Below are 26,436 nucleotides of genomic sequence, written 5' to 3'. Positions count from 1 at the left end.
CATCGCCTAGCTTATCTAAAATATCGCACAAATTATCTATGCAAATTACTATGTGGCAAACATTTTATATCAAACCTAACGAAATGGGCATCTTATATCACCGCAGTGACTTTAAGAAAATTTTGCAACCTGGTACGCACACATATTTAGGTCGGCATTGGCAAGTAAAAATTTATGATCTCAATCAGCCACTAGCTCAGATTGAAAATTTAGAACTGTTGTTGCGAAATCACGAAGCCGAACTACAACAACATTTATTGATTATCAGAACTGCATTCAACCAAGTTGCGTTAGTCCGCTACGGTCAGAATTGGGTAAGCGTTGCACCAAATAAATTGATTGCTTTTTGGCGTGGTTTTATTGAGGTAGAGTCTCATATATTCAATTTAGAAGAAAGCTTAGAATTACCTAGTTCCTTTGTACAGCAATTGCGCTCAGTTGCGTTGAATGGACTGAAAAAGTTCCAAATCTCCGAGTATGAGATTGGTTTACTATATCTGCAAAACAATTTTGTGCGACCTCTAGAACCAGGAGATTATGCTTTTTGGTCAGTAGATAGAGATGTTACAGTCCGAACTCTCAGCCGAATTATCCCTAACCCAGATTTTCCCCTGGAAGATGTACTCATTGAAAAACATCCCGATTTTATTGCTGCCTACTGTCAAACCGTGCAATTACAGACTTCGCAAGTTGCAATTGTGCGGTATCGAGGGAAAGTAATTTCTATTTTGCCACCTACCAGCCGCAAACTATTTTGGCAAGGTGTTGCAGTGGAAATTCTCGACATCAGCGCTGATGCTCAGTTACAGCCTGCCTTAGTGGCTGAGTTGGTTGAGGGTTCAGCAGAAGCGAAATTGCTCAGTCGCAACTGTTTGCATATTTGCCAAGTTCCCGCGCAGCACGTGGGACTAGTATACATTAATCAAGAGTTTCAAGGATTGCGATCGCCAGGGACACACGCTTGGTGGTTATTTGGTCGTTCCTTTCAAACCGAAGCTATCGACCTGCGACTACAAAATATGGAAGTATCCGGTCAAGACATCCTCTCTAAAGATAAAGTACCTCTGCGGTTGAATTTGACGGCTGGCTTCCGCATACTCGACCCATTGAGAGCAAAAAACGGGTTATCAGATATTTCTGGTTATTTGTACAAAGAATTACAATTTGCTTTGCGTGGTGCAGTTGGTGAACGCAACTTAGATGCTTTATTAGAAGATAAAGGTGCAATTGATAGAAGCATCTCTGAATACATTCGCCAAAAAGCCGCAGACTATGGAATTGAAGTAGATTCTGTAGGTGTAAAAGATATTATTTTACCTGGTGAGATTAAGGCTATCTTGAGCAAAGTAGTCGAGGCAGAAAAAACCGCTCAAGCAAACGTAGTCAGACGTAGAGAAGAAACTGCTGCTACCCGCAGTATGTTAAACACTGCCAAAGTCATGGAGGATAACCCCGTCGCATTGCGTCTGAAGGAACTCGAAGTATTAGAGCGGATTGCAGAGAAGATCGATCGCATTCAAGTTAATGGCAGCTTAGATAGTATTTTAACAGACTTGATTCGGATGAATCCGCAATGATTTAGTTATTAAAAGCGATCGCACAAACCAAGTGTTGAGTTATCTAGCGTTAATTACCGCGTCTGCTAGATGCAACGATTTCTTATTTGCGATCGTTTTTATCTATTGGTTATTCCAAAAACGATTAAAATGCAGCTTTTGCCAGCATAATGATTTCGCTTCAACAACTCTATTATCGTGATAGAGTTATTAGATAATTTGTTATCTATTTGAGATGACTAGCCTCCCACATCCAATTCAATATCAAGGCAGTAAAAGAAATCTAGCTTCAGACATTCTCAGATTTCTACCCACAAGAGTTGAGAGACTGGTAGAGCCATTTTCAGGAACTGCTGCAATTAGTATTGCTGTCTCTAATAAAGGAATTTCACAAAATTTTTGGATTAACGATCTAAATAAACCTCTAGTTGATCTACTAGAGTTAATTGTAGAAGAACCAGATGAAATAGCAGATGCTTATACCAATATCTGGAATGAACAGCAAGATAATTCTGTAGAACACTTTTATCAAACCAGAGAAAGATTCAATAAAACTAACAATCCAAAGCTTTTTCTATACTTGTTGGCTCGATGTGTAAAAGGCGCTGTACGATATAACTCTGAAGGGTTCTTTAATCAAAGCCCTGACAAAAGGCGAAAGGGAACCCAACCTGAAAAAATGAGGAAAAATATAAAAGGAGTTTCTAGACTTCTTAAGGGAAAGTGTATATTTACACACTTAGATTATAAAGATGTTCTAGCTGAAGTTAAAAATAGTGATTTTGTTTATATAGACCCACCATATCAAGGTGTATGTGGTAATAGAGATTCAAGATATTATTGTGGGATTAAGTTTGATGATTTCGTTATAGCGCTCAAAGAGTTGAATTGCAAGGGAATCATGTTTGCAGTTAGCTATGATGGCAAACGAGGAAATAAAACCTTTGGTAATGAATTACCTAAAGAATTAAGACTAAAGAAAATTGAAATTGAAGTTGGACGCTCGTCTCAATCAACATTATTAGGTAGACAAGAAATTACAGTAGAGTCTTTGTATTTATCATCAAGTTTATTGCGCGATCGCAATTTAGATTTGGAGAACTATATTAGCAAGGCACATAAACAGATTACTCTTTTGGAACAGCATGGACAGTTCTCAACAGCACCCTGACTTACCTGATGATTTCGTACAACTTTGTCAGTCAGTAACCGCTAAAAGACCAAAAGCTGTTCTCGATCATATTTTGCAATATGGTTTTGTAACAACAGAGGAGTTGAAAGAAAGATATGGCTACAATCATCCTCCCAGAGCGGCTAGAGATGTTAGAGAACATGGAATTCCTCTAGAAACATTTCGCGTTACAGGAACTGATGGAAGGAGAATAGCTGCTTATAAATTTGGAGATATCAGTAAGGCTAGATTTTCTAGGCTATCTGGTAGAACAGGTTTATCCAAGCAGTTGAAGGATGAATTGATCAAGAGATATGGCTGTAAGTGCTTCATTTACTTGGAGAAAGTTGATAAGCGCGAATTACAAATCGATCACCGCATTCCTTTTGAAATTGACGGAGAGCCAGAGCTAGTGGCTGAAAGCTTTATGTTACTTTGTAGTTCAGCTAATCGGGCAAAATCTTGGTCATGTGAGCATTGTGAAAATTGGAAAAGTATAAAAGATAAATCTATTTGCTTATCATGCTATTGGGCATATCCAGAAAGTTACACGCATATTGCGATGCAACAAGTTAGGAGGATAGACCTTATGTGGCAAGGGGAGAATATTGAAATTTATGAAAAATTAAAACAAAAAGCAGTAAGATTAAACAAAGAAATACCTGAATTCATCAAAGAGATTATTGAACGAGAAATTAAGCAAAGCGGTGACAGCTAATACTATTTTAATTTTAAACTCTCACTAATAGAAAGTAAGGTAAACAGAAGCAGAAGGGAAAGAGAAAAATGCTTATCTAAGCTATACTTCATAGATAAACTCTAATTATGCCGATTCATTAGCATGGAGTCCCTACAATGTCAATTGATGAAGTGAAAAACCAGCAAAATAATGGTCTATTTCAACCCTCTACAGACTTAATAGAAAACCTAATGAAGGCAAAAGATAAGAAAAAATCTAAAAAATCCAAACGGATTTTTGATGGTAGTACTGAAGCTTTTGCCAAGAAAATTCCCAAAAAGACTTTTGAAACGGAACTAAAGCAACTCCAGATTGAGCTAGTCAAAATGCAATACTGGATTAAGCACACTGGCTATCGAGTTGTCGTCATCTTTGAAGGGCGCGATGCTGTAAGCAAAGGAGGAGTAATTAAACGCATTGCCGATCCACTCAATCCTCGTGGCTGTCGTGTAGTTGCTCTGGGAACTCCCTCCGATCGCGAGAAAACTCAGTGGTATTTTCAACGTTACGTCCAACATCTTCCCACAGTNTGCAGCGAAATAGTCCTTTTCGATCGCAGTTGGTACAACCGAGCCGGAGTTGAAAAAGTAATGGGCTTTTGTACTGAAGCAGAATATCAAGAATTCATGCAATCTTGCCCAGAATTTGAACGAATGCTGGTGCGATCGGGCATTGTTTTAATTAAGTACTGGTTCTCCGTCAGCGATGAAGAACAAGAAAAACGCTTTCTTTCTCGCAGTCACGATCCCGCAAGACGCTGGAAACTCAGCCCAATGGATTTGGAATCACGCGATCGCTGGGTAGAATACTCCAAAGCAAAAGATACCATGTTTGCTTACACGAATATTCCCGAAGCTCCCTGGTTTACCATTGAAGCAGATGATAAAAGACGAGCGCGGCTCAACTGCATTCATCATTTGTTGAGCAAAGTTCCTTACGAAGACATGACACCTCCTCCCTTAGACCTTCCATCTAGACCTGTGGCTGAGGATTATGTTCGCGCCCCACGTAATGAGCAGTTCTTTGTCCCTCAAGTGTATTGAACAACATTCCTGAGTCGAAACTATGGAGTACAGCGACTTTACTCTAGAAAAAGTTTCGGCTATTTTGGGAATCACCACCCAAGAAGCTAAATCTAATGATTCATAACGTATTTTTTGGAACAATGATAACCACAATTTAACGTACTGAAAGATGAGCCATTTTCTAACACTTGTGATTGTTGATCGCACAGAAGCAAACCCAAGCAAAAAGGCTAAAGAATTGATGCTGCCATATTTTGAAACCGATGAAGATAATCCATCTTTGCAAGCAAAATGTGACGGATTTGCTATTGGTGGTCAGTATGATGGCTTAATTTGGGGTAAGGAACAGCATTACAATCTCAACCCAGAAGAATTTCAACTTCGATACGGGCTAGATATTGTGCAATCAGAAGACAATATTCGTCCTATCTCTGCCCTAATGTCTGACTTAGTTTCATACGCTATCGTTACGCCTGATGGAAAGTGGCATGATCGTGAAGGAAAATCCAATGAAGAATGGCTAGAAAAGTTCCGAAGTCTTTTACGCCAATATCAAGACAATATAGTGGTTGCGATTGATTGTCATTGTTGATTAAAGGGATTTTGGCAAAGTACCGGGATTGTTAATTGAGGATTGAACGATTTAATGCGTAGGCGCAGCCCGTCGTAGACATCGCATCCCCTAATCACGCGATCGCCACCGGAAAAGGCGGGTACGCCATCGCAAGCTGGTTGTCGAAGAATGTAGTCGCACCAACAGTCTACTTCTTATCCATCTCACACCAATCTCTAAATGTTATCGAGTGAAGGCGATGTCTACGACGGGCAATTCGTTGTCGCTTAGGTGCTAAATTAAAGACGGTAATATTGGAGTATCAGGAATTACCAAAGATAGTCAAGCCGTTTATTTATGTAGCTCCTTACTGCAATGAAGCCAAAAGTTTACATTGAAACATCCATTCCCAGTTTTTATTACGAAGCACGTACTGAACCTGATATGGTGGCGCGGCGGCAGTGGACACGAGAATGGTGGAGCAATGCAAGTGATAACTATGTGCTTGTAACTAGTCTTGCGGTGCTGGATGAACTTAATCGAGGTAACTTTCCTGGAAAAAGCGAGGCAATAGAACTGATTAGTAGCTTGTTATTTATCTCGATTGAATCTGCGATTGCTGAAATCGTTGAAGTGTATATTCAGCAACACCTGATGCCCAGCGATCCGCTTGGAGATGCACTACATCTTGCCCTGGCTTCGTATCATAAATGTGATTTTCTATTGACTTGGAATTGTCGCCACTTGGCAAATGCTAACAAGTTTGGGCATATTCGACGGCTAAACGTTATGCTGGGGTTATACGTTCCAACACTAGTTACGCCATTAGAGTTAATAGGAGCGCAAAATGACGAAGAATGATGAAGCAATCAACCAAATACGTAAAATTCGCCACATAATATCTCAGGAAAATGGACATAACCCTGATAAATTGGTGGATTACTACATTGAACTTCAGAAGCAATATCCCCATCTTATTCATTACAAAGAGCAGCATACAAAAGTTTTAGAATCCGCAGTACAACAAGGTGTTGAAGCCGAAGCATAGAAGCGATCATCAATCAAGTTCGCAAATTTATCTACGTAGGACGATGGAGAATGTTAGTGCGATGTCTACAACGAGCTATTCGGCATCGCACTATCTCGTAAATTAGTTTTATTGACGCGCAATCATCGGGATTTCAGTAAAGTACCCGGATTGTTAATTGAGGATTAGACAGTTTAATGCGACACCGAATAGCCCGTCGCAGACATCACCTAGTCTATAGTCGAGTGAGGGCGATCGCAACAACACTCTACTTCTTTTACTGCGATCGCACTTTCTCGTAAATTAGTTTTATTAACACGCAATCATAGGGATTTGGGCAAAGTAGCCGGACTGTTAATTGAGGTAGTAACAGTTTAATGCGACACCGAATAGCCCGTCGTAGACATCGCCTAGTTGATTCTCGAGTGAGAGCGATCGCTCATAAAGGCAATTAAATCATCATTATCTTCGAGAAAGTTGCCACCCCTTACTTTAACTCGTTATTCTTCAGATAGGCGTGATGCAGTAAGGGAAAACCTCAAATGTCAACTAATGTTTCTCTGGAAGAACGTCTCGCGGCTGTCGAAGCGGCGGTGACGGAGTTGCAAAAACAAGTATCGGCTTCTCAACCAACTAATTGGCTGCAACAAATTACAGCTTCCTTCAAAGACGAGCCTGCGTTTGAAGAGGTACTCGCTTATGGACGTGCGATTCGTCAAGGCGACGAGCCAATAATCGAAATTCAGGATGAGCTATGAAATATTTGTTGGATACAGATCATTTAAGTATTATCCAGCGACAGATGGGGCAAGATTACATCAATCTTTCAACCCGCATGGCTCAATATCCACTATCAGATTTTGCAATTTCAATTGTTACATTTCACGAACAACTTCTTGGTAGCCACACATATATTAGTCGCGCTCGTAACGATAGTGAAGTTGTTAAGGGTTATGAGATGATGGTACGTCTTGTAAATGATTTCAAGGTTCTACCGCTTGTGTCATTTGATGCTGATGCTGCTACTGCATTGAGTCAATTACAAGCTAAACGCATTCAACTTGCAAGAATGGATTCGCGGATTGCGGCGATCGCACTATCTCGTAAATTAGTTTTATTAACACGCAATCATCGAGATTTCAACAAAGTACCCGGATTGTTAATCGAAGATTGGACAGTTTAGTGCGTAGGCGCAGCCCGTCGTAGACATCGCCTAGTTTATTGTCGAGTGAGAGCGATCGCACCACCAGTCTACTTCTTGTCCATCTAACACACAATTCTTAAATGTTGTTGAGTAAAAGCGATCGCACCAACAGTCTACTTCTTGTCCATCCCACACACAATCTCTAAATATAAAGTCGCGTTTTGTCGAATTGGGGCGATCGCAGGCTGATTTTGTTTAAGGGTATTTTTACGGGAACTTTTTAAAAATGAAATTTTATGTAATTTACGTCTAAGTAATATTTCGGTCGCAATAAAATAAAGTTGAGGTTAAGGTATTTTGATATTGTTAAACGAGGTATAACAACTAATCAAGATGTCTCAGCAAACAACCCTAAATGAACAGCAAAAAAACAAACTAGTAAATAAAGTTTCAGCGATTCGCTTTTACCTTGGTATAGGTAATTTTGATGAAGCTAAAGAAGAAGCTTTCTCAGCAGAACAATCATTGATTGAAAAAGGCATGTCTCCGTTCGGAATTATAACCTTTTATGAGCATATTGCGATGGATTTCGCAAATATTAGAGATTTTGATACAGCTGCAAAGCTTTTAAATTCTTGCTTGGCTTTTCTAGACAATAATAAAACTTTTTTTGACGATGCCTTCTATTCTCGAGTTAGGGAACTTGCTGAAAATGCCAGAGAAAATATGGTTATGCAGCAGTCTAACAATTCGGTTAGAGCCGATAGTTAAAATAGATCGTCAGTTTACCTATATTCATCCTATTTATTGCTAGCTAGCATATATGTCAATTCATATTTTTTGGGATAACTCAAATATTTGGTTAGTTGGTCGTAATGTTTGCCAACAAAAGGAACCTAGCGATGAAAATAGCTTCCGTATTCACTTTTCCAATCTGTTCGATTTTGTTGTAGATAATCGTAAAGTGGATTATGCCTTTGTTGGCGGTTCTATTCCGCCTTATAGTGATCTGCTGTGGCAAAGATTTGAAAATTTAGGAATTAATGTTAAAACGCAAGAACGAGGGCAAAGTAGTGGTGGTGAAGTCGCTGTAGATGAAATCATCCAACTTCAGATGGCTAATCAGGTACTTGATGTAAACCCACCAGGTGTCATAGTACTTCTAACAGGGGATGGTAGTGGTTACAATAACGATCAAGGCTTTATTAAACAGTTGGAACGGGCACACAAATATGGCTGGCAAATTGAGGTAGTAAGCTGGGATTTAGGTTGCAATCGCTTATTGAAAAGATTTGCAGAAAATAACGGAGTTTACCGAACATTAGAATCTGTTTATAACAAGGTAACATTTATTAATAACAAGCGTTGGGCTATGTGAGTCTAGTTCTCTTCTATCGGTGGCAAGCAACATAACCGTATATTAAAGCGGGTGATTAACAAATCGTAGTGCAGTTTTAAATATTATTTGCCGTCGTTCAATTTAACGTCAGACAAAAGTTGGGAGAATTGCATCTTCTACAATTACTCTAATATTTACTAGCTTGTTGTAAAGTAAAAGCGATCGCACCATTTAATCTAAAAAATCGTCATTTAAAATAGTCTTTTGTTTTACAGTTTTTCTTTGAGCAAAATGCCAGCAAAATCTAAGAACCAGACTCCATAAGAGTTATACTGTCTGAAGCAGGAAAACAGATTCTTCCTAAATAACCCTGCAACTGGCATTTAGGCTAGAAATGGGCTGCTTTTTTCTACCGCCACTAAAAAACCTTGCATTGTATGATGTTGAGGAGCGATCGCTAGGTTCGGAGTAATCCCAAGAGTGCATTTGACGGAAAGGTAGACCCATCTTTTGGAAGACGTACTTCTCTTTCACACCAGAAGCAACTAGGTCAGGCTTCAGCGCTTTGATAAATTCCTCGAATTCGTAAGCGGTAACGTCGTCATAAACGATGGTGCCGTTTTCGATGTAGTGAGTGGTACGTTTGTAATCGTCATTATGAGCGAACTCATAACCTGTACCAATCATCTTCATGCCCAAGTCTTGGAAAGCTGGGACAACGTGGCGAGGACGTAAACCACCAACCATGATGGCAACGGTCTTACCTTCCAAGCGGGGGCGGTACTTAGCAACTACCGCATCCATTGTTGGCTGATATTTGGCGATAACTTTCTCAGCGTTTGCTTGGATTGTTTCGTCAAACTTGGAAGCGATTTCCCGTAAAGATTCAGCAATCTTGGTGGGGCCGAAGAAATTATACTCAAGCCAGGGTATACCGTAAGCTTCTTCCATGTGACGGCTGATGTAGTTCATCGACCGGTAACAGTGGATGAGGTTCATCTTCACATTAGGGGTCATCAACATTTCGTTGATGGTGCCATCACCTGACCACTGAGCGACTACGCGCAAGCCGATTTCTTCTAATAGGATGCGGCTAGCCCAAGCATCTCCACCGATGTTGTAGTCACCAATGATGGCTACATCATAGGGAGTACCTTCAAACTGAAGTGTACCGTCTTTTTTCGCTTTGTCTGCTCTGGTGAATACCCAGTCACGAACCATGTCGTTCGCAATGTGGTGTCCCAAAGATTGGGAAACACCACGGAAGCCTTCGCAACGAACGGGTACTACTGGCTTGCCAATTTCTTTGGATGTCTTACGAGCAACAGCTTCGATGTCATCCCCAATTAGACCGATGGGGCATTCAGATTGAATGGAAACACCACGGTTGAGGGGGAAAAGTACATCAAGTTCTTGGATTAGCTTGACAAGTTTCTTGTCACCACCAAACACGATATCTCTTTCTTGGAAGTCGGAGGTGAAGTGCATTGTACCAAAGGTATCAATACCTGTGGTACCGATGTAGTAGTTACGACGACCAGACCAAGACCAGTAACCGCAACCAACAGGCCCGTGGCTGATGTGGATCATGTCCTTAATAGGGCCCCAAACCACACCTTTAGAACCAGCGTAAGCACAACCACGAGCGGTCATTACCCCAGGAAGGGATTTGATGTTAGACTTAACGCCGCAGTCGGACTTACCTTCTTCGTATACACTTAAGTGCTTTTCCCGTTTTTTCTTAGCTTTATCGGGGTAAGCGTCTAGAACTTCTTTAATTAGTTCTTTTCTTTCTTCGATGATGTTTTGATTTTCTGGAGGTGTCATATTTAGCCTCTGTGACTCGTAAGGATCGGGGCATAGGGGGACTAGGAGTCCCCTCTAGGGTTAGGGGGGAGATGCAAGGGAGAGGATAAAAGGGAAGATATGAAACTCTTCCTTTTTCCTTGTGCTAAATCGTTATTTCTTAGCGCCTACTTAGACTAAGCTTGAGTAGCAGTCTGAGCAACCAACTTAGCAGTATTTTCTTCGCTTTCGAGAATACCGAATTCAATCAACAATTCTTCTAGTTCTTCCATTTCGATGGGTGTAGGAATAGCCAGGTTTTTGTTGTTGATGATCTTGGTAGCCAATGTCCGATATTCGTTAGCTTGGTTGCTTTCTGGTGCGTATTCGTTAACGGTCATACGGCGCAATTCAGCGTGTTGAACAATGTTGTCACGGGGTACGTAGTGAATCATTTGGGTGTTCAACCGTTTTGCCAAGGTTTCGATCAATTCGATTTCTCGGTCAGTGTTACGGCTGTTACAAATCAAACCACCCAAACGCACGCCACCTGTGTGAGCATACTTAAGAACACCACGAGCGATGTTGTTAGCAGCGTACATCGCCATCATTTCACCTGATGTTACGATGTAGATTTCTTGTGCCTTGCCTTCACGGATTGGCATAGCGAAACCACCGCACACAACGTCACCTAACACGTCGTAAGATACGAAGTCTAGGTCTTGGTAAGCACCGTTTTCTTCTAAGAAGTTGATGGCGGTGATGATACCACGACCAGCGCAACCTACACCGGGTTCTGGACCACCAGATTCTACGCAACGAACGTTACGGAAACCGGTTAACATTACTTCTTCTAGTTCGATATCTTCTACTGCACCACGTTCTGCGGCGAGGTGAAGAACGGTTGTTTGAGCTTTGCTGTGCAGCATCAAACGGGTGGAGTCAGCTTTAGGGTCGCAACCGACGATGAGGATGCGTTGACCCATTTCTGCCATAGCTGCTAAGGTATTTTGAGAGGTGGTAGATTTACCGATACCGCCTTTACCGTAGAAAGCTATCTGTCTTATGTTTTCTTCTGTCATGGTTCTTGTTTCCCTGCAATTGGTTGGTTGGTGGGTCTGTGCGTTTGTCAGTTGCGTTCACGCCAGTTGAGCGACAGTAGTGAGCGCGTGTAGAGCATCGTTGGTACCGTTGGCATAAATGCCTGCTGGGGGCGATCGCTCCACAGCCAAAATTATTGACAGTAAGTTCATCATCTTCCTCGTTAAAATTTTTTTCTTTTGGTTTTTTGTCCTTTGTCCTTTGTCATTTTTTTTGACAAAGAACAAAGAAAAATACGCAATTTACAAATACGTCATAATGTGTTTCAGCTTGCAAGATTCAATAGGACTTGATGTTGTTATTTGTCAACAATCAATGCATAAGTCCTATTACTTGTTCAAGATAGCGCCCTTCATTTTTGTGACGCGATCTAGTGCAGCTTTGGTGTCATCTGCTGACACTCCACGCACAGCCATTGCTTCGCCGAGATGCTTGGCGATCGCATCGAAGTGTGGTTGCTGTAGATTCAATCCTGCGTGGGTTTTGTCCATTGGACGACCGCCGTATTGCTTTGGCCCTTCAAATATTTGAGCTAAGAAAGCAACTAGATGATTGCGTTGCTTCGCCATGTCTGTACCAGCAAAAACGGGAGCGAGGAGGCTGTCTGTAGCAATGCGTTTGTGGAGTTCATCTACTACTTGTTCAATAGCAGGTTGTCCACCAATGTTGTCGTACAATGTACTCATATCCTGTTCCTTTGAAGCGAGTTGGATGATGAAATTTGCAAGTAGGCGCTTAATCTTTTTGCCTATATGCTGTTAGCCGTCATAGTGGTAGGAGTACCAATTCGTAATTCGTAATTCGTAATACCTCGACTTCGCTCGGCACAAGTTCGTAATTAAGAGAGAATTGGTATGAAGCATTGATGTGGAGACAATTATATGGTTCAAATCCTACTTTCTGTTCCTGGCTGAATGCATATTAGGGCGTATTTGTAGAATACGTTAAGTCCTACAGCAATTCCTAAACTGCTTCGACTACAAGGCTCTTGCTGACACGATCTTGTAATCTGGCTTCGATCGCAATTTTCAGAGTTGCTGTACTACTAGAACAGGAACCGCAAGCACCTTGCAGTACAACTTTAACGCGATCGCCTTCTACATCATAGAGTTCTACATCTCCCCCGTCTGCAATCAGTACGGGTCTGACTTCTTCATCAAGAACCTTTTGAATTAGAGCAATCTTTTGGACGTTTGTTAGCGATCGCTCTTTAGATGTAACAATTTCTGTGGCAACTTTTACGCCGTAATTGTTGAGAGCAGGTGAGGCGTATTCCTGTTGAACTGATCTAATAATATCATCAATGTTCGCCAGACAGGAACCGCATCCGCCACCAGCTTTTACATAATTTGTTACTTGTTCGGCATCCGTGAGATGATTTTCTAGAATCACGCGACGAATTTTAGATTCGCTGATGCCAAAGCAACTGCAAACTAATGCACCTTCATCATCATCATCGTGGGTAGCTAGAGGAATGCCACGATAATTGTAGATAGCGGCTTCTAGCGCTTCTTGTCCCATAACAGAGCAATGCATCTTTGCTTCTGGCAAACCACCAAGGTAATCTGCAATGTCTTTATTGGACACTTTCAAAGCTTCGTCTAAGGTTAAACCTTTGACCATTTCGGTTAATGCACTAGAAGATGCGATCGCACTAGTACAACCAAAGGTTTGAAAGCGAGCATCTAGAATCTTATCAGATTCCACTTCTACTTTCAGGTGCAATCTCAGAGCATCACCGCAAGCAATGCTACCGATTTCACCCGTTGCAACCTTAACTCCAGCTTCGCCCGTTTCTTCAATTTCTCCCTGATTTTTGGGATCGTAAAACAGTTCTAATACTTTATCGGTGTAGTCCCACATATTTAGTTCTGAGTAATGAGTAATGAGTAATGAGTGGGGACAGGTGATAGGGAATAATCTGTTCCCTGTAACCTGTAACCTATTGCCTAATTAACGATGAGCTAGTGCTTGTTCTTGTCCTTGCAACCAACCTGCGTCATCATTTTTGAAGGGTGAGAGGGCGCGTAAACGTTCTACAATACCGGGCATTACCTCTATTACTTGATCGATTTCGGCAACGGTTGTGTAGCGACAAAGACTGAAGCGAATAGAACCGTGCAAAGTTGTATAGGGTAAGCCCATTGCCCGCAGGACGTGGGAAGGTTCTAGAGAACCGGAGGTACAAGCAGAACCGGATGATGCACAGATACCGTATTTGTTCAATAACAGTAAAATTGCTTCACCTTCGATGTACTTGAAGCCGATATTAGTTGTGTTTGGCAATCTCTGCGTAACGTCACCGTTAACGACACAATCGGGAATTGTAGCAAGTAAAGTTTGTTCTAGGCGATCGCGCAGCTTTCTTTCTCTTGCCGTCGCTTCTTCTAAGTGTAACAGTTCTAGTTCAGCAGCTTTGCCCAAGGCGATAATTGCTGGAACATTCTCAGTTCCCGCCCTACGTCCGCGTTCTTGGTGTCCCCCAATTATGAAGGGACGGAACCGAACCCCGCGCCGGATATACAAAGCACCAATTCCTTTAGGTCCGTGCAGCTTGTGACCAGACAAGGTTAACATATCGATGGTGCTAGTCTTCATATTCAGAGGGATTTTTCCCACTGCTTGCACCGCATCTACATGGAAGATAGCGCCATATTCTTTAACGCGCAACCCAATTTGTTCAATCGGGAAAATCGTCCCAGTTTCGTTATTAGCATACATAATTGTCACCAGGGCGGTGTTACCCGTCAAGGAAGCTTCTAGTTCATCTAGATCCAGCTGCCCTTGATTATTTACTGATAGATAGGTAACACTATAACCTTGGGTTTCTAATTGTTTGCAGACATTGAGTACTGCTGGATGTTCAACTTGGGTAGTGACGATATGTCGCTTTTCAGGTTGCGCTAACAGTGCGGCTCGAATCGCCGCGTTATCTCCCTCAGTTCCACAACTTGTGTAGACAATTTCAGACTCATCGGCTCCCAGGATGGCTGCAAGTTGTTCTCTTGCGGTTCTCACTGCTTTACCGACTTGCCCACCAAAGGTATGCATACTGGAGGGATTGCCGTAATAATCTGTGAGGTAAGGTAGCATTACCTCTATAACTTCTGGGTCTACCTTAGTGGTGGCATTATTATCGAGATAGATGCAGTTATTTTGCATTGTTGTCTTCAATTAAGAATTAGGAATTATTTAGGGATTACCAAGAAATAAATTATCCAATCTTGTGGGGTGGACATCTTGTCCGCCCTTAGTCACGGGCACTCGTGTCGCCCACCCCACAAGAAAAGTTGGGTCTTTTTTATTTGGAAGTCCCTTAAGCTTCTGCTACCATTTTTTGGGGTTGGCGCTTTTGCAACTGTTCAGAGTATTTCTGGGAATAACAGTTAAACCAACGTTCCCAGTAATCTTGTTTATTTGTTAATTTAGCGACTACGCGGTTGTAATTAGCAAACCAGCCTTCCCAATAATCGCTAGGCTGCTTAACGCAACCGTTGCAGGTGGGACAACCAGCTTTACACTGGGGCATGGTATGAATACTACCAATACAGTTTGTACAAAGTTCAGGGTCAATCCAGTGCTGTCCATCAACCACTTTTACTGCATTTGTCGGACATACCGTTAGACAGAGATTGCAGGAAATACACTGGCTAGTAAGAATTTTGTAAGCCATGATTATTCTCCTTTCTGGGGTAAGGGGTATTGGGCATTGGGCATTGGGGAGGCAGTGCCGTAGGCAAGAGGCGACTGGCGGCATTGGGGATAATTATTGTTCTATTCCCCATGCCCCATGCCCTATTCCCTAATTACCTAATTCCTTAACGTATTGCTCGTAGAACTCCAAAGCAACCTTTTCAATTACGTCGTAAGCTTCAATTGTCTTGATTCCAGCTTCTTGCAATTTTTCTTGAGGACAGTTACCAATCTTGGAGACTAAAACTGCTTTGCAATCTGCGATCGCTTTCATAATATGCTCAAAGGAAGCTTCTTCGCCGTATCCACCTTGGCAGTATTGGTCAATTTTGCGATGACCGATAAAGCGAACTTCGTTTCCACCCACTTCGTAAATTTGGAATTCTTTTGCATGACCGAAGTGTTGGTTAACTAATCCGCCGCCTTTGGTTGCTACTGCAACTAAAACTTTCGGACTATTGGCAACTTTCTTACCAGCTAGTGCCTTATCTTTGGCTACTTTAAGTTCTTCTTTAAACTTCTCAATTCCTTCGTGAACGGTAGCGCGTTGTTCCATGTCATATTCGGGAGCCATTTCCAAGAATTTCTCTTTGGAAAACTCTTGGCTGCGGTCTTCTCCCAACAATCCGACTGCATCGGCACGACACTGGCGACAGTGGCGCATCATTTTCATGTTACCAGAGCAGTTGTCTTGAACTTCTTTGAGTTCTTTGGGTGTGGGGCCGCGTTGACCAGTTAAACCGAAGTGTGTGCCATGTTCTGGTGCAGAAATCAATGGCATGATGTTGTGCAAGAATGCACCTTTCTCACGAATGACTCGATTCACTTCAACTAAGTGATGGTCATTAATTCCGGGAATCATTACGGAGTTGACTTTGCACAAGATGTCAGCGTCTTTCAGGGCTTGCAATCCTTCCATTTGTCTTTCGTGGAGGATTTTTGCACCTTCAAGACCTCTGTAACGCTTGCGTTTGTAGTGAACCCAAGGATAAATCAATGCACCGATCTCTGGATCTACCATGTTAATGGTGATCGTTACGTGATCTATATTTAATTGTTTAATGCGATCGATGTAGTCTGGCAGCATTAAACCATTGGTTGATAAGCACAGCTTGATGTCTGGTGCTTGCTCTGCAATCAACTCAAATGTGCGGAAGGTTTTTTCTGGGTTCGCTAATGGGTCGCCAGGACCAGCAATTCCCACAACTGTCATTTGGGGAATCTTACCACCAATGACCAAAGCTTTGTGTGCTGCTTCTTCTGGTGTTAGTAATTCGCTAACTACTCCAGGACGGCTTTCGTTAGCGCAATCATATTTGCGGTTGCAATAGTTGCATTGAATGTTACAAGCTGGTGCAACTGCAACGTGCATCCGGGCGTAGTGGTGATGAGCGTCTTCGCTGTAGCAGGGATGTTTAGCAATGCGTTCTTGGAGCTTTTCGTCCCTTTCCACGGTGGTGCTGGTGGTGCTGTCACAGCCGCAACCACCTGATTTTGCTTGGGTTGGCGATTCCGTAGCGTTGGAGTTGAGGAGTCGTGTAGACGGTGATGTCATTGAGTTTCGCAAAAGGTCGGTGGACTTGGCTGCCACTGTGGGAGATGCTGTTGCTACTCTTTCATGCCCAGAATTGAAGTCGCGTCTTCCACACTGCCTGCAAACCCTTGGGTTCGGGCGACTTATTTTCAAGTCAGACAGGCGATAGATATCTGATGTTCGGCTGGTGTGTGTCAACGTTCGGTTCTTGGGTAGAATTTGTGCTTACAGCCGCGACTTCTCTTCACTTCAGGCATGGTGCTATGTCATCCCTCCACTCACTTTCCGCTTTGTTTTGTTTCAGAGCGTTAGGTGATTGGCGATATAAGATTTATAGCAGCCGTCTCCCAGCCAGATATTGCGTCTCTCTAGGATAGAATTTATTGGATTTATTACTTTTGTACTCAATACTAAAAACCCTAATTCTTCAAGCATTACAAGAATTAAAAAAGTTTTTTTCGGGTAGGGGTTCTAGTATTTTTTGGTTGGGGTTCNNNTGTTTATATATAGGGGTTCAGGATTTCTTTGTACTCAGCNNNAACCTAATCCCAGCAAAGAATTTAATCTATTTGCAACTAGGTTTTGGTTTTTTAAATGTGTACTCAGACTACCCTCAATTTCCGTCAAAAGCAATAAATGCCAAGGGTTTGAGGGTGAAAAACTGGAGTAATCTATGTTGTTTTACTCCAGAAACGTGCGAAATTCAATTCTGTATCTAACATATCATTTTTTTGAGGGTAAAAATGCACTTCATATTTTTTTAATTTTTGCTTTGACAATCATATTCAATTGTGGTTGTAAGCCTTGTGTGATAAGCGATGTGAGGTAATGAAAATAGGTGTGTTGCTGCATATCATTTTCAAAAAACTTAACTTTTAACTCTTTTTTTTCATTCCCACAATGAGGAGATGGGTAGGAACCTGTCGGATTTTGTGTTTAAGAGAAACAACAAACTATAATCTAACATGATTGAGCGATCGCAATGAATTTTCTGAATTGCTCATTACAAACCTTAGCAAAAAACCTCACCCCCTAACCCGGATTTATCACCACACCTCTTAAAGCCTGCGCAAGTGCCGGGGAGAAGTAATGAGCAAGAAGTAAGAAGTAAGAAGTTTTTACTTATTACTTATTACTCATTACTCATTACTCATTACTTCTCCTCTGCTCCATCAAACGCCTTAAGCTTGTGAGAAATGCGGGCTAAGCAGCTACAATCAAGCCAAGCGTGAAAAAATCTGATTGGTTGGATTTGTATACTCCTGGAGTCGTAGGAAAAGACTGGGAAATTCCGCCAAAGTTAGGGTCTTTGTAGACCTTAACCTGTTGTGACGGCGTGTAGGAAAGCTTATAGATAGTGCCGCTGAAGTCATCCGAAATTAACAAATTACCTTGCTGGTCTACTACCATATCCACGGGTCGCCCCCAGGTTTCTTGCGTTGCTGGAACTACCCAACCGATGACTAAATCCATCTCTTGCCCTGGGGTCTTTGTCGTACTGTTCCAGGGAAAGTAAGCTATTTTGTAGCCCGTTTTCTTCTGCCGATTCCATGAACCATGCAGCCCTGTCACTGCCCCATTTGAGTATAGGCTGGGAAAGTTGGTATTTTGTAAGAATGTTAGTCCCAAGGGAGCGGAATGGGCTTGGATACCTTTGCTAATCCTGTCCATTGCATTGCAATTAACACTTCCATTCGCATTGAACTGATAGTCGCGGTCAAATGGCATATTGTTGAGGCCATTTGGCGTGTCAGGATTGGGGTTGCAGAATGGCCAACCGTAGTTACCGCCATCTCGGACTTTCGTGAACTCTTCTGGTGGGTGGTCGTCTACATAAGAGGGGATAATTTTACCGTAATTGCCAGTGCTATCGTTGAAGGGATAGGCGATGTTATCTCGATTATTAACGACTACCCAAAGGTCATTTGTGCCAGGTAAGAATGCTAACCCTTCGGCATTACGTAAACCTTCGGCAAAAAGCCGCTGATTGGTTCCATTAGCGTTGTACTGGTAAATTGCACCACGCTTTGGAGTGCTGACAGTATCTTCCTTACAGGCATTGCATGTAGAGGCGATCGACACGTATAGTTTGTGGTTGGCATCAAGTGCGATATTTTTTAGTTCGTGACCATAAGCGCCTTTGAGTTCTAGTGTGCTGCTGTCTGGTAAGCCAACTACAACGATTTGACGATTTTTCGCGATTAAGTCTCCAGAGTTGTATATGAAGCGGTTAATTTGATGAGTTTCAGAGATATAAATGTATGTGGTGTTGTCAATTTTATGAAACACAATGTCGTGTGGTTTGCGTAGACCCGTTACGAAGTCAGAAATAATTGGATCTTTGCTGCCATTTGGCCGGACAATTAATACTTTACCGGAACTGGGCTGTGATACTAGAAGATCCCCATTGGGAGCAACTGCCATAAAGCGAGCTTTGTTAATGCGAGCATAAACAGAGATAGAGAAATTGGGCGGCACTTTCAAGTAACGGCTAGTATTAAAGGGCCAAGAGGTCATTGTAATAGGCACTTTCAGCTTGGTTTCAACAGACGCAGGGGGCGGTTGACCGATTGCAGCGGTGCTAAGAACCTCTAAGGACATCAAACTAATTAGAGATGCGGATAGTATGCGTCCAAGTATCTGTGTTGGTTTTAGAGTAGATGCAACCATTTTGAACTTCCCTCTAGCTTAGTAGTGATCTATATTACACATCATTCTCGGCTAGCCGATTTGACCGAGAATTTGAACAAATTAACTCAGAGGTGTCATTTTTTAGAAATACTTAAAATATCTTTATCTACTGCTATTTTTCTAACTTATGAAAAAATGGGTGATATCATGTCCGCCAAATTACCCAGAATAAAATAACCCCAACCCCCTCCCCGCCTGCGGGGAGGGGAGACAAAGCACAGCTTTGGCGGGGTGGGGTTCTTCGGGTTTAATAAGCAATCAAGCGGACATGATATGAAATGAGAGTTATAAAAAAGGCAGAGCGATCGCACTTCCCAACTAAAATATTCCTCAAGCTACTTAGCCTCGAAACCATTATGCAGAGGTTCTTAACAGCGTTCCTTCTCGGTCAAAAAGCCAAGTTTGTGTTGGAAAAACCCAACGCTGAGGACTTGGTTTTTCTCAAATAGTGGTGATTGATTGCACATATCCCTTGGTATAACTAGCCGTGGCTCATGGTTGTAGCGAGAGTGAGCGTGCTGTGGGGGAAATTGCGATCGCTCGGCATAGATCCAGATAATCTTGATTAATCTGCGAAAAACTAACGCGAAACCTAACCCCCTAAGCCCTTTCCCAAAGCGTAAAAGGGAAAAATTCAAAGTCTCTCTCCTTTTAGGAAAGAGATTTAGAGAGAGGTTCTTCAGATACCTGTAATATTTCCGCAATCACCCTGAAATTTGGAAACTACTTACAACAAATAGGGGTAAAATTTTTACCCCTACAAAGTTGTGTATTATTTTAAGAATAGCTAGAAAAGCTTATTAATCTGAAGTTAAATGACTTTCTAGCAAAGTTGCGATCGCATCAGGATGAATATTCTTGTATTTCTTTTTACCAAGCTGCAAAACACAGTTGGGAGCGCTGCCACAGCATTTTTGGCAACTGGTATGTTCAATGGTAACTTTGTCTAATAAACCGCGATCGCACAAAGTTTTTTCTAATTCTGATAATAACCCTTTACCACCACGTTTCAGACAACCGCCCTTTTGACATACCATAATCCTCGCTTTTGATTGAGGTGGTAAATCTTGCTTTGGACACGCATTGATTGGTGTCACCTTATAGGCTTTAATTTTAATTTTACTTGTGCGTGAGTCTATCTTACTATGACCACAAATGCGAAGTTGCTGACCAGGAACTAAGGATGAACTTAGTAAACGGCGCAACTCTTTAGGCAGTTTAATATCTACATTTCCAGATGGAACTGCCAATTGTAAGTATTTATATTTTCCTGGTTCACCACCAACAAAACCTAGTAACTGTCCCTCAAGGTTCAATTCTGATAACGTCAAATACTTGTTACCCATGATTGATAAAAGTTAGGAGTGGGGGAGTTAAAAGTGAAGAGTTAGGAGTGAGGAGTTAGGAGTGAGGAGTTAAAATGAGGAGCTAAGAGTTAATAATTCATAACTCTTAACTCATAACTATTGACTTCCAACTCATAACTCTTAACTCCTAACTGTTTTATGCGAGGCGTTTAGCTTCTACTGTTTGAGGTAAATTTGCTGTGTCTGGCAATTCACGAAATTCTAATTCCCAACCATTTGCTAGGGTGAGAATCTTGCCATCGTTTCCATCGGTTTGTTTGACGACTTCTTCTTCCAGGTCTTTTTTAGCAACGTAAACTACTAAAGTGCCGGCATCATTCATCCGTAGCATTACTTTCATGAGATTCCTCAACCGATTCTAGTTCTTTTTTCTTGCAGCCGACGACAAACCCTGTTTCTAAGAAATGCACAGCATATATATAGGAAGTCTGCAAATATGTGCCTATACTCGCTATGTAACCGATATCTCCCTTGTTCACTAAAACTTGGCCGACTTCCTTACCAGGAAAGGTACCATCGTTTTTTAGCAGTTTACGAACTCTGACTTTTTCACCAATTTCAAAAGCGGGTGGCAAGTTTAGTTCTAATTCATCGCGTTGCATGAGAGTACCTCTGTTCTCTGACCAAATTCAACAGTTCTTCTGTCGTCAAACTGCGTTTTTTCTGTACCGATTGATGGCGTACTGCATCTAAAACAGATTGGGTTTCTTGGGAATTCAAGAAAATTCCATGCTGTTCTAGCAAGTTAGCAACTAAATGCCGTCCAGAATGTTTACCTACTACTAAACGCCGTTCCCAACCCACTTCTTCAGGTGCAAATGGTTCGTAGGTAATGGGATTTTGCAATACCCCGTGAGCATGGATGCCTGATTCGTGAGCAAAAGTGTTTTCGCCAACGATCGCTTTCCAAGGTGGTACATCGGCTCCTGATGCGGCTGCAACTAGTTGAGAAAGTTCCAGCAAACTTGGTGTGTCAATGCCCAAATCAACGCCGTAGATGCGTTTAATCGCCATGACAACTTCTTCTAATGCTGCATTTCCTGCCCGTTCACCCAATCCGTTAACTGTGGTATTCACTGATGAAGCTCCGGCTTTGATACCCGCAAGGGCGTTGGCAGTTGCCAGACCAAAATCATTATGCGTGTGGATTTCTAGGGGAATCGTCAACGCTGAAACCAACCTTTGGACTTTGGTGTAGGTGGTGAAGGGGTCGAGAACTCCTACTGTGTCGCAGAAACGGAAGCGGGATGCACCCCACTCTTGGGCATAAAGTGCTACATCTAAGAGGAAGTTTTCATCAGCCCTGGAAGAATCTTCTCCGCCGACTGCTACCCAAAGACCCTGATCGAGGGCGAAGTGGATTGAGTCTTTGAGTTTTTGCAAACTTACTCGCCACTGACCATGAAATTTAGTGGCAATTTGGATACCAGAGACGGGAATGGCAATATGCACCCGATTCAAACCACAGGCGATGGAAGCCTTGATATCTGAGATGACAGCGCGGTTCCAGCCCAAGAGTTTTGCTTGTAAACCCAAGTCAGAAATTGCGGCGATCGCACGGGTTTCTTCGTCGCCCATTGCCGGTATACCCACTTCTAATTCCGGTATACCAATAGCATCGAGAAATTTAGCGATCGCTACTTTTTCTTCTAGGGTAAAAGCAACACCTGCTGCTTGTTCACCATCACGTAGTGTAGTGTCATTAATTATGATTTGATTCATTGCAAATATCCCTCTCTTGGAAGTATTCTTAATATCCTTTCCCTCTACAATCCCTCGTGATGGTAAATGCTAAAAATATCACAATTCATAATGTAGGATACATGATCCTTAATTATTGCCCCATTATTAGCATCACATCTGTATGGCAAGGAACTAAATCAATGTATAAATTACTAATCGTTTTTACCGATGTCAGTTGAAATGTCTTCGAGTAGCAATGAGCTAATATAACTATTAGCAAATCCCGAACAAAGTAATACACAAAATCCAGCAATTAAGGATGTAATCATCTTCGTAACCTCATCTTTTCTAGTGCATTTGGGTGTAATTTAGGCAGATAATGCTACTTAAAGCTAAGGGGTAAAAACTAGCTAACTGTGGTCTGCTAGCCAATCAAATATCTTTCCTAGCTGCTCCAAATCAACGAAACCATACTGCCAGAGGAGCATCGGTAGTGGGCCATTTTCTAATTCACGGTGTCGCAGAGCTACAGCAATATCGGCATTTGAAAGTTCAAGTTCATTGTGCAAAAAATTGAGTAGTTTTATATCTCTGTTCCGAATCGCCATAATTGATTGAACTTTCAATTTCTTAATTTGGGAAAAAATTAAAAATCAGAAATCCCAATTTATATTTGAGAATTTCGCCTTTCTAATTGTTGCTATATGTCAGGGTAATTTCAGATTTAGTAGACCCAACAAAATCTAAACCCCATCTAATCCATCTCAGTCTGCAACAAATTCTGCTAGCGGACAGTAGCTTCAAACTCTAAACCTATTTGAGCTTTGTGCATCTATGAACAAAAAGGATAAAGTCCAGTATTTGCGTCATGAATTCAAGATTAATCGTCTCTGAATTAGGTCTTTTTGAAATAATCATGACTCATTACTGTAACGCCAGCAACGCTCTAGCCATTCTAATAATTCGTTACGAGAAGCAAGAAGTTGCATAACTGTACTACGAATTAGAATTACTTCCAGTAAATTGTTCACTTGCACTCGTAAAGAACCATCAGGGGGACAAGAGCAATTAATTTTTAACTCTTGCAAACGGTGATAGATTCGCCAGCGATCGCTCAAAGGAATCTGCAAAACGTGATTTGTCATTTGTCCTTTGTCATTTGTCCTTTGTCTGTTGTCATTTGTCAGTTGTCCTTTGTCCTTTGCTAATGACTAATGACTCTTGACTTTTAAAGTTTGCAGTTGTTTTTCGAGTTCTTCGATGCGCGAGAGCAAAGAACGAATCACGGTTGCTTCCACATCGGGTAGCTTTCCATGTTCTAAGGGAGAAAGGCTGACGCCGCTTTCGTTGCGAGAAATAATTCGGCCGGGGATTCCCACAACTGTGGAGTCGCTGGGGACATTTTGCAAGACAATGGAACCTGCACCAATACGGACGCGATCGCCAATTTGCAGATTACCTAAAACTTTCGCACCCGCCCCAATCACTGCATTTTTGCCGACTGTGGGATGACGCTTACCAGTTTCTTTACCAGTTCCGCCAAGGGTGACGCCCTGATAAATCAGTGTATAGTCACCGACGATCGCAGTTTCGCCAATGACTACTCCCATTCCGTGGTCGATAAACACGCCGTGTCCAATCTCTGCACCTGGGTGAATTTCAATACCGGTCAAAAATCGCCCCAAATGGGAAATGAAACGGGGAATAAAACCGACTCCTCGACCATGTAACCAGTGAGCAAGACGATGCAAACATAGGGCGTGTAATCCAGGGTAGCAAAACACCACTTCTAGCCAATTCCGTGCTGCGGGATCGCGCTCAAAAATAATGCGAAAATCACTCAATAATGGCTCAAAAAAAACGCCAGAGAGGAGATTTTTCAGCATGGATTTATGTGCAGAATCCTGTGTTTTGGTACTGGGGGGATCGCTAATACTGTCTAAAGACTGTTGCATCGGTAATGTCTATCTGGTAAAAGATTCATCTGCTATTTTTATGCTTATATCAGGTGACATCCAACTCGATACAAAACTCAATGCTGATTGGATTTATTGGATTGATTAAGGTTGTACTCAAACGCCGAAACCCCGACTCTAGATAAACTTAAAATTTATCTTGGGGTAGGGGCACTAGTATTTAATGATGGGGGTACTAGTATTTTTGGGGCAGGGGTTAAGAATTTATGTTCATGCTACAAGAAACCTTACCCGTAAGCATTTGCTAAGATTTCGTCAAGATATTTTGCAATATATTAAGCTGTACTCAGATGCACTCAAATATGAATTTAGTAAGGCTATAAATCTATTTTCTGTATATCCTATTACTATTAGTATCTTATTATTTGGATAGGCGAAAGACAGGTTTCTTTATTTTCTTTTAGGATTTGCTGTCTGTATGTATGTATACGTTTCAAAATATAGTTATCGCTCATTGCGACTGTTTTCTTATTATATAGATGTGTGGGAATAGCCAACACAAAATCTTAGAGCGGCAGAATAAGTAGATATTCTCATAGCAGTTAAATAATTGTTGATTGCTGTAGCGGCGTAAAGCTATGCTACCCTAGCCACGAAACTTGTAGAGGCTTACTAATGGAGTTCAAAGACTCAAGAACCAGACGCAGCTTTAGTAGGTCTACCTTTGATAGCATTAAAGCGATCGCCTAACTGTTAAGCGACAGTCTTTAAACCTGGAATCTTTTTCGATGCAGTTTTGACATAATCGTAAACAGTTAAACTGCTAAGGAAGTCCCAAATAAAAAAATATACAACTATTTATTGTGGGGTGGGCGTCTCGCCCGCCCACAGTCAAAGTCAAAGGCGGGCAAGATGCCCACCCCACAAGATTGGATAATTTATTTCTTGGAAGTCCCTAATCATCGCTTCACTACCAACAAGCCATTAGGGTATCATCTACCTGTTCAGTGAGTTGCTTATGAGCAACCCTGTCGAGCAGAAAAACGTAATTTATACACTATTTTGCAGTTTCTACCAGAAGTAGGTCGTGCTTAAGCGATAATAAATACAATTTGCTTATAGATGCACAGTTATGATCTGCTGCCTCAATCCAGCTTGCCATAATCCGCCCGATCCAGATCGCACAATGTTTGGCTCTAACTGCGGCACAGGATTGGTGGTGTTGAGAAACCGCTATCGCCCGATAAAAACATTAGGTGGTGGGGGATTTGGTAAAACCTATTTAGCAGAAGATTTAGACAAGCTGAATGAATCTTGTTTCTAACTCGGTTAGTTCCGTAGCCTTTAGCCCAGATGGCAAAACCCTTGCCAGTGGTAGTGATGACCAGACCATCAAAATTTGGCGACTAAAGTAGTGAGTGCTGCGATCACAGTTTTGAGTATTTAGCTAGATACAGAAAAAGTAACCTAAACTAAAATCAAGATGACTTGCTCTTAAATCTGGAAAAAACTATGGTTAATACTTATGACGACATTTTCAATACTGCATTGTCCTTACCTCCAGGGTTAAGAGCAATGCTGGCTGAACATTTATTTAAAAGTCTGGATGCTGAAAATCAAGCAGAAATAGATGCTATTTGGGCAGAAGAAGCAGAGCAAAGATTTGAAGCTGTTGAACAAGGCGAAGTTAATTTAATTCCTGGTGAACAAGTATTGCGAGAGCTACGTTCTAGGAGTAAGTAATGGCTTATAATTTTCATCCTGATGCCAAACAGGAATTAGATGATGCTGTTGCTTACTATGACAACATCAGCCGTGAGATGGGAGACGCATTTATTGCTGAAGTAGAACGCACTCTCAATCGTATTGAACAGTTCCCAGAAGCATGGACTCAATTATCAAAGAATACAAGACGCTGCCGCATAGCCAGTTTTCCCTATGGGATAATTTATGCCATCAAAGAGCAGCAAATTTTAATAGTTGCAGTTATGCACCTTCAACGTCAACCAAATTACTGGGCTAAGAGAATCTGAATAGATAGCTTAATCAAGATTATCTGGATCTATGCCAAGCGATGTCTAAAGTTACGTTAAGTTATAATCAGCAGTCCAA

The 26,436-nt window shown here is 41.7% G+C and carries 31 protein-coding genes and 1 pseudogene; 16 read left to right on the top strand and 16 right to left on the bottom strand.

Translation table 11 applies throughout. The features are described from left to right. Positions 1 to 50: 50 nt before the first annotated feature. From QUD05_RS03910 to QUD05_RS03870, 9 genes are all read left to right on the top strand, one after another. Complete coding sequence (locus QUD05_RS03910) at positions 51 to 1,577, top strand: slipin family protein (RefSeq protein ID WP_289799876.1); 1,527 nt, start codon at positions 51 to 53, stop codon at positions 1,575 to 1,577. Between the two features lie 214 nt (positions 1,578 to 1,791). Beyond that, positions 1,792 to 2,727, top strand: a complete 936-nt coding sequence (locus QUD05_RS03905; RefSeq protein ID WP_289794949.1) for a DNA adenine methylase — start codon at positions 1,792 to 1,794, stop codon at positions 2,725 to 2,727. After that, positions 2,702 to 3,445: a helix-turn-helix domain-containing protein gene (locus QUD05_RS03900; protein WP_289794948.1), complete on the top strand. Its 744-nt coding sequence runs from the start codon at positions 2,702 to 2,704 to the stop codon at positions 3,443 to 3,445. The genes QUD05_RS03905 and QUD05_RS03900 overlap by 26 nt, the downstream gene beginning before the upstream one ends. Before the next feature lie 137 nt (positions 3,446 to 3,582). After that, on the top strand, positions 3,583 to 4,509 hold the full coding sequence (gene ppk2 / locus QUD05_RS03895) for a polyphosphate kinase 2 (RefSeq protein ID WP_289794947.1): 927 nt from the start codon (positions 3,583 to 3,585) through the stop codon (positions 4,507 to 4,509). 151 nt (positions 4,510 to 4,660) lie between these two features. Beyond that, positions 4,661 to 5,083 (top strand): hypothetical protein, encoded by a 423-nt coding sequence (locus tag QUD05_RS03890; protein ID WP_289794946.1) that lies wholly within the window; start codon positions 4,661 to 4,663, stop codon positions 5,081 to 5,083. Between the two features lie 336 nt (positions 5,084 to 5,419). Then, positions 5,420 to 5,905 carry a type II toxin-antitoxin system VapC family toxin gene (locus QUD05_RS03885; RefSeq protein ID WP_289794945.1) on the top strand — a complete coding sequence of 162 codons (486 nt, stop codon included), beginning with the start codon at positions 5,420 to 5,422 and terminating at the stop codon, positions 5,903 to 5,905. Further along, complete coding sequence (locus tag QUD05_RS03880) at positions 5,892 to 6,092, top strand: hypothetical protein (protein WP_289794944.1); 201 nt, start codon at positions 5,892 to 5,894, stop codon at positions 6,090 to 6,092. Before QUD05_RS03885 ends, QUD05_RS03880 begins: the two co-directional genes overlap by 14 nt. Positions 6,093 to 6,613: 521 nt before the next feature. Further along, a complete protein-coding gene (locus tag QUD05_RS03875) occupies positions 6,614 to 6,829 on the top strand; it encodes a hypothetical protein (protein ID WP_289794943.1) in 216 nt (71 codons plus the stop codon). Next, positions 6,826 to 7,254, top strand: coding sequence for a type II toxin-antitoxin system VapC family toxin (locus tag QUD05_RS03870; RefSeq protein ID WP_289794942.1), 429 nt, complete (start codon positions 6,826 to 6,828; stop codon positions 7,252 to 7,254). Before QUD05_RS03875 ends, QUD05_RS03870 begins: the two co-directional genes overlap by 4 nt. 30 nt (positions 7,255 to 7,284) lie before the next feature. Here QUD05_RS03870 and QUD05_RS03865 read toward each other — a convergent pair whose 3' ends face one another. Next, the gene (locus QUD05_RS03865) at positions 7,285 to 7,410 is read right to left on the bottom strand and encodes a hypothetical protein (RefSeq protein WP_289794941.1); all 126 of its coding nucleotides are present in this window, start codon (positions 7,408 to 7,410) and stop codon (positions 7,285 to 7,287) included. A 198-nt stretch (positions 7,411 to 7,608) separates the two neighbouring features. On the opposite strand from QUD05_RS03865, the gene QUD05_RS03860 reads away from it, so the two are divergent. Continuing rightward, positions 7,609 to 7,986 (top strand): hypothetical protein, encoded by a 378-nt coding sequence (locus tag QUD05_RS03860; RefSeq protein WP_289794940.1) that lies wholly within the window; start codon positions 7,609 to 7,611, stop codon positions 7,984 to 7,986. Positions 7,987 to 8,038: 52 nt separating this feature from the next. Next, entirely contained in the window at positions 8,039 to 8,593 is a 555-nt protein-coding gene (locus tag QUD05_RS03855; protein ID WP_289794939.1) for an NYN domain-containing protein, read from the top strand. A gap of 321 nt (positions 8,594 to 8,914) precedes the next feature. On the opposite strand, the gene nifD is transcribed toward QUD05_RS03855, so the two are convergent. The 8 genes from nifD to QUD05_RS03815 all read right to left on the bottom strand — a co-directional run bounded on the left by nifD (position 8,915) and on the right by QUD05_RS03815 (position 19,337). Next, a complete protein-coding gene (gene nifD, locus QUD05_RS03850; protein ID WP_289794938.1) occupies positions 8,915 to 10,381 on the bottom strand; it encodes a nitrogenase molybdenum-iron protein alpha chain in 1,467 nt (488 codons plus the stop codon). Positions 10,382 to 10,536: 155 nt separating this feature from the next. Further along, on the bottom strand, positions 10,537 to 11,421 hold the full coding sequence (gene nifH / locus QUD05_RS03845; protein WP_069073115.1) for a nitrogenase iron protein: 885 nt from the start codon (positions 11,419 to 11,421) through the stop codon (positions 10,537 to 10,539). Between the two features lie 348 nt (positions 11,422 to 11,769). Beyond that, complete coding sequence (locus QUD05_RS03840) at positions 11,770 to 12,126, bottom strand: globin domain-containing protein (protein WP_069073114.1); 357 nt, start codon at positions 12,124 to 12,126, stop codon at positions 11,770 to 11,772. Positions 12,127 to 12,403: 277 nt separating this feature from the next. Beyond that, positions 12,404 to 13,303, bottom strand: a complete 900-nt coding sequence (gene nifU / locus QUD05_RS03835) for a Fe-S cluster assembly protein NifU (RefSeq protein ID WP_289794937.1) — start codon at positions 13,301 to 13,303, stop codon at positions 12,404 to 12,406. A 90-nt stretch (positions 13,304 to 13,393) separates the two neighbouring features. Beyond that, a complete protein-coding gene (nifS, locus tag QUD05_RS03830; RefSeq protein WP_289794936.1) occupies positions 13,394 to 14,602 on the bottom strand; it encodes a cysteine desulfurase NifS in 1,209 nt (402 codons plus the stop codon). Positions 14,603 to 14,756: 154 nt separating this feature from the next. Next, positions 14,757 to 15,113, bottom strand: a complete 357-nt coding sequence (locus QUD05_RS03825) for a 4Fe-4S binding protein (protein ID WP_289794935.1) — start codon at positions 15,111 to 15,113, stop codon at positions 14,757 to 14,759. A 129-nt stretch (positions 15,114 to 15,242) separates the two neighbouring features. Beyond that, positions 15,243 to 16,688: a nitrogenase cofactor biosynthesis protein NifB gene (gene nifB / locus QUD05_RS03820; protein WP_289799875.1), complete on the bottom strand. Its 1,446-nt coding sequence runs from the start codon at positions 16,686 to 16,688 to the stop codon at positions 15,243 to 15,245. Positions 16,689 to 17,870: 1,182 nt separating this feature from the next. Further along, on the bottom strand, positions 17,871 to 19,337 hold the full coding sequence (locus tag QUD05_RS03815; protein ID WP_289794934.1) for a PQQ-dependent sugar dehydrogenase: 1,467 nt from the start codon (positions 19,335 to 19,337) through the stop codon (positions 17,871 to 17,873). A gap of 299 nt (positions 19,338 to 19,636) precedes the next feature. On the opposite strand from QUD05_RS03815, the gene QUD05_RS03810 reads away from it, so the two are divergent. Next, positions 19,637 to 19,807, top strand: a complete 171-nt coding sequence (locus QUD05_RS03810; protein WP_289794933.1) for a hypothetical protein — start codon at positions 19,637 to 19,639, stop codon at positions 19,805 to 19,807. A gap of 351 nt (positions 19,808 to 20,158) precedes the next feature. Here QUD05_RS03810 and QUD05_RS03805 read toward each other — a convergent pair whose 3' ends face one another. The 7 genes from QUD05_RS03805 to cysE all read right to left on the bottom strand — a co-directional run bounded on the left by QUD05_RS03805 (position 20,159) and on the right by cysE (position 24,363). Then, positions 20,159 to 20,704 (bottom strand): (2Fe-2S) ferredoxin domain-containing protein, encoded by a 546-nt coding sequence (locus QUD05_RS03805; RefSeq protein WP_289794932.1) that lies wholly within the window; start codon positions 20,702 to 20,704, stop codon positions 20,159 to 20,161. A gap of 157 nt (positions 20,705 to 20,861) precedes the next feature. Then, the gene (gene nifT, locus QUD05_RS03800) at positions 20,862 to 21,065 is read right to left on the bottom strand and encodes a putative nitrogen fixation protein NifT (RefSeq protein ID WP_069070440.1); all 204 of its coding nucleotides are present in this window, start codon (positions 21,063 to 21,065) and stop codon (positions 20,862 to 20,864) included. Then, a complete protein-coding gene (locus tag QUD05_RS03795) occupies positions 21,040 to 21,327 on the bottom strand; it encodes a nitrogen fixation protein NifZ (RefSeq protein ID WP_069070441.1) in 288 nt (95 codons plus the stop codon). Before QUD05_RS03795 ends, nifT begins: the two co-directional genes overlap by 26 nt. Continuing rightward, entirely contained in the window at positions 21,314 to 22,447 is a 1,134-nt protein-coding gene (gene nifV, locus QUD05_RS03790) for a homocitrate synthase (RefSeq protein ID WP_289794931.1), read from the bottom strand. Before nifV ends, QUD05_RS03795 begins: the two co-directional genes overlap by 14 nt. A 371-nt stretch (positions 22,448 to 22,818) precedes the next feature. Next, positions 22,819 to 23,016, bottom strand: a complete 198-nt coding sequence (locus QUD05_RS03785; protein WP_069070443.1) for a DUF2949 domain-containing protein — start codon at positions 23,014 to 23,016, stop codon at positions 22,819 to 22,821. Between the two features lie 306 nt (positions 23,017 to 23,322). Further along, the gene (locus tag QUD05_RS03780; protein ID WP_289794930.1) at positions 23,323 to 23,553 is read right to left on the bottom strand and encodes an Asr1405/Asl0597 family protein; all 231 of its coding nucleotides are present in this window, start codon (positions 23,551 to 23,553) and stop codon (positions 23,323 to 23,325) included. Between the two features lie 66 nt (positions 23,554 to 23,619). Next, positions 23,620 to 24,363: a serine O-acetyltransferase gene (gene cysE / locus QUD05_RS03775; RefSeq protein WP_289794929.1), complete on the bottom strand. Its 744-nt coding sequence runs from the start codon at positions 24,361 to 24,363 to the stop codon at positions 23,620 to 23,622. 1,093 nt (positions 24,364 to 25,456) lie between these two features. Between cysE and QUD05_RS03770 the strand changes: the two genes are divergently transcribed. The 4 genes and pseudogenes from QUD05_RS03770 to QUD05_RS03755 all read left to right on the top strand — a co-directional run bounded on the left by QUD05_RS03770 (position 25,457) and on the right by QUD05_RS03755 (position 26,357). Next, positions 25,457 to 25,648, top strand: a complete 192-nt coding sequence (locus QUD05_RS03770; RefSeq protein WP_502911377.1) for a hypothetical protein — start codon at positions 25,457 to 25,459, stop codon at positions 25,646 to 25,648. Next, positions 25,644 to 25,739, top strand: a pseudogene (locus tag QUD05_RS03765) (hypothetical protein); the annotation flags it as partial. The gene QUD05_RS03770 and the pseudogene QUD05_RS03765, both read left to right, overlap by 5 nt. Before the next feature lie 97 nt (positions 25,740 to 25,836). After that, entirely contained in the window at positions 25,837 to 26,067 is a 231-nt protein-coding gene (locus QUD05_RS03760) for an addiction module protein (RefSeq protein ID WP_289794927.1), read from the top strand. Beyond that, a complete protein-coding gene (locus QUD05_RS03755; RefSeq protein ID WP_289794926.1) occupies positions 26,067 to 26,357 on the top strand; it encodes a type II toxin-antitoxin system RelE/ParE family toxin in 291 nt (96 codons plus the stop codon). The genes QUD05_RS03760 and QUD05_RS03755 overlap by 1 nt, the downstream gene beginning before the upstream one ends. Positions 26,358 to 26,436: the final 79 nt, after the last annotated feature.

The sequence above is a fragment of the Nostoc sp. GT001 genome, assembly GCF_030382115.1.
Classification (GTDB): domain Bacteria; phylum Cyanobacteriota; class Cyanobacteriia; order Cyanobacteriales; family Nostocaceae; genus Nostoc.
The sequence above is the reverse complement of the archived record's forward strand: the minus strand, read 5'-3'. Positions and strand labels throughout refer to the sequence as shown.

What these genes read in the sequence shown, in the direction of transcription:
- QUD05_RS03910 (WP_289799876.1), top strand. Translation starts at nt 51, where the DNA reads ATGTGGCAAACATTTTATATCAAACCTAACGAAATGGGCATCTTATAT.
- QUD05_RS03905 (WP_289794949.1), top strand. Translation starts at nt 1,792, where the DNA reads ATGACTAGCCTCCCACATCCAATTCAATATCAAGGCAGTAAAAGAAAT.
- QUD05_RS03900 (WP_289794948.1), top strand. Translation starts at nt 2,702, where the DNA reads ATGGACAGTTCTCAACAGCACCCTGACTTACCTGATGATTTCGTACAA.
- QUD05_RS03890 (WP_289794946.1), top strand. Translation starts at nt 4,661, where the DNA reads ATGAGCCATTTTCTAACACTTGTGATTGTTGATCGCACAGAAGCAAAC.
- QUD05_RS03885 (WP_289794945.1), top strand. Translation starts at nt 5,420, where the DNA reads ATGAAGCCAAAAGTTTACATTGAAACATCCATTCCCAGTTTTTATTAC.
- QUD05_RS03880 (WP_289794944.1), top strand. Translation starts at nt 5,892, where the DNA reads ATGACGAAGAATGATGAAGCAATCAACCAAATACGTAAAATTCGCCAC.
- QUD05_RS03875 (WP_289794943.1), top strand. Translation starts at nt 6,614, where the DNA reads ATGTCAACTAATGTTTCTCTGGAAGAACGTCTCGCGGCTGTCGAAGCG.
- QUD05_RS03870 (WP_289794942.1), top strand. Translation starts at nt 6,826, where the DNA reads ATGAAATATTTGTTGGATACAGATCATTTAAGTATTATCCAGCGACAG.
- QUD05_RS03860 (WP_289794940.1), top strand. Translation starts at nt 7,609, where the DNA reads ATGTCTCAGCAAACAACCCTAAATGAACAGCAAAAAAACAAACTAGTA.
- QUD05_RS03855 (WP_289794939.1), top strand. Translation starts at nt 8,039, where the DNA reads ATGTCAATTCATATTTTTTGGGATAACTCAAATATTTGGTTAGTTGGT.
- nifD (WP_289794938.1), bottom strand. Translation starts at nt 10,381, where the DNA reads ATGACACCTCCAGAAAATCAAAACATCATCGAAGAAAGAAAAGAACTA.
- nifH (WP_069073115.1), bottom strand. Translation starts at nt 11,421, where the DNA reads ATGACAGAAGAAAACATAAGACAGATAGCTTTCTACGGTAAAGGCGGT.
- QUD05_RS03840 (WP_069073114.1), bottom strand. Translation starts at nt 12,126, where the DNA reads ATGAGTACATTGTACGACAACATTGGTGGACAACCTGCTATTGAACAA.
- nifU (WP_289794937.1), bottom strand. Translation starts at nt 13,303, where the DNA reads ATGTGGGACTACACCGATAAAGTATTAGAACTGTTTTACGATCCCAAA.
- nifS (WP_289794936.1), bottom strand. Translation starts at nt 14,602, where the DNA reads ATGCAAAATAACTGCATCTATCTCGATAATAATGCCACCACTAAGGTA.
- QUD05_RS03825 (WP_289794935.1), bottom strand. Translation starts at nt 15,113, where the DNA reads ATGGCTTACAAAATTCTTACTAGCCAGTGTATTTCCTGCAATCTCTGT.
- nifB (WP_289799875.1), bottom strand. Translation starts at nt 16,688, where the DNA reads ATGACATCACCGTCTACACGACTCCTCAACTCCAACGCTACGGAATCG.
- QUD05_RS03815 (WP_289794934.1), bottom strand. Translation starts at nt 19,337, where the DNA reads ATGGTTGCATCTACTCTAAAACCAACACAGATACTTGGACGCATACTA.
- QUD05_RS03810 (WP_289794933.1), top strand. Translation starts at nt 19,637, where the DNA reads ATGAGAGTTATAAAAAAGGCAGAGCGATCGCACTTCCCAACTAAAATA.
- QUD05_RS03805 (WP_289794932.1), bottom strand. Translation starts at nt 20,704, where the DNA reads ATGGGTAACAAGTATTTGACGTTATCAGAATTGAACCTTGAGGGACAG.
- nifT (WP_069070440.1), bottom strand. Translation starts at nt 21,065, where the DNA reads ATGAAAGTAATGCTACGGATGAATGATGCCGGCACTTTAGTAGTTTAC.
- QUD05_RS03795 (WP_069070441.1), bottom strand. Translation starts at nt 21,327, where the DNA reads ATGCAACGCGATGAATTAGAACTAAACTTGCCACCCGCTTTTGAAATT.
- nifV (WP_289794931.1), bottom strand. Translation starts at nt 22,447, where the DNA reads ATGAATCAAATCATAATTAATGACACTACACTACGTGATGGTGAACAA.
- QUD05_RS03785 (WP_069070443.1), bottom strand. Translation starts at nt 23,016, where the DNA reads ATGGCGATTCGGAACAGAGATATAAAACTACTCAATTTTTTGCACAAT.
- QUD05_RS03780 (WP_289794930.1), bottom strand. Translation starts at nt 23,553, where the DNA reads ATGACAAATCACGTTTTGCAGATTCCTTTGAGCGATCGCTGGCGAATC.
- cysE (WP_289794929.1), bottom strand. Translation starts at nt 24,363, where the DNA reads ATGCAACAGTCTTTAGACAGTATTAGCGATCCCCCCAGTACCAAAACA.
- QUD05_RS03770 (WP_502911377.1), top strand. Translation starts at nt 25,457, where the DNA reads ATGATCTGCTGCCTCAATCCAGCTTGCCATAATCCGCCCGATCCAGAT.
- QUD05_RS03760 (WP_289794927.1), top strand. Translation starts at nt 25,837, where the DNA reads ATGGTTAATACTTATGACGACATTTTCAATACTGCATTGTCCTTACCT.
- QUD05_RS03755 (WP_289794926.1), top strand. Translation starts at nt 26,067, where the DNA reads ATGGCTTATAATTTTCATCCTGATGCCAAACAGGAATTAGATGATGCT.